At 63.0% G+C, this 1285-nt stretch carries 1 protein-coding gene; it reads right to left on the bottom strand.

Features of this window, described 5'->3' with window-relative positions; genetic code table 11:
- Positions 1-59: 59 nt before the first annotated feature.
- Positions 60-1204 (bottom strand): IS3 family transposase gene (locus ACWDTF_RS24815; protein ID WP_355277338.1). Its coding sequence is split into 2 segments (ribosomal slippage): positions 60-937 and positions 937-1204, totalling 1146 coding nucleotides; the frame shifts between segments, so codons are not numbered across the junction.
- Positions 1205-1285: the final 81 nt, after the last annotated feature.

Genomic DNA, 1285 nt, shown 5'->3' with positions numbered 1-1285 from the left:
TGGCAGGTCCCCGATAACCGGTCCAGTCGGTGCTAGAGCCAGTTCTTTCTTGCGGTTGGTCAGTCGATCTCGCAGCCCACGGGGTGATGCCGGTGGGTGCATCCGGCAGCGTACTCGGCCGGGGTTTGGTAGCCCAGTGCTGAGTGGCGGTGTCGGTGGTTGTGGTCGTCTTTGTAGTCGCCGATGACCACGCGGGCCTCCAGCAGGGTGGGCCAGCAGTTGCGGTTGAGGCATTCGTCGCGCAGCCGGTTGTTGAACGACTCGATGAACCCGTTGTTCCACGGCGTGCCAGGCGGAATGTAGGAGATCCCCACCGACCCAGCACAGAACTCCCGGAGGGCCTCGGAGATGAACTCAGGCCCGTTGTCCATGCGCAGCACCATCGGTGGGCCACCCCAGATCGCGAAGACTTTCTTCAACTCCTCGATCAGGCGCTCGGAGGTGATCGAGCGGTCCACGATGTCCAGCAGCGACATGCGGGTGTGTTCATCGACCATGGACGCGATCTTGATCTTGTGTCCGTCGACGGTGGAGTCGAACTGAAAGTCCAATGCCCACACCACTTTCGGCGCGTCCGCGACCACAACTGGTACCGATGATTGGCCCGCCCGTTTTCGGCGCGGAGCGCGGCGCACCTGCAGTCCTTCGTCCTTCCACAACCGGTGGACTTTCTTCTTGTTGACCTCGTCGCCCTCATCGAAACGCAGCCACGCCCACGCACGACGGAACCCGTGACGAGGGTGTTTGCGGGCGTAGGTGCGTAGCTGCTCGCGCAGGCCGGCGTCGGGATCGGCTGGTGTCTGTGCTTGGGGTAGCTGCCGATAGGCGGAGCGGGCGAGCCCAACAACCTTGCACGCCTTACGTTCTGACATGTTCATGCGATCTTTGAGCATGTCGATGGCGGCGCGTTTGGCGGTTGGGCTCAGAATTTTCCCTTGGCAATCTCCCGCAGTGCGTCCTTCTCCAACTCGGCGTCGGCGAGGAGCCGCTTGAGCCGGCTGTTCTGATCGCGCAACTCTTTGAGTTCCTTGGCGGCGTCGGCGTCCATGCCGCCGTACTGGCGGCGCCAGTTGTACAAGGTGGCCGCCGACACCTCGAGGTCGGCGGCGATCTCCTCGCCGGTCTTGCCTTCTGCGGCCAGCTCGTCGGCTCGGCGCAGCTTGCGCACGATGTCTTCCGCCGAGTGACGCTTACGTCCTGCCATGATCCCTATCGTCCCTTCGCGCCCTCTTCAGGGCAATCAGGACTCTAAAACCAACCGGACCGGTTCATGGGGGACACGCCA

This window comes from Gordonia sp. NPDC003422, from assembly GCF_053588675.1.
This window is presented reverse-complemented; position numbering and strand designations above follow the sequence as displayed.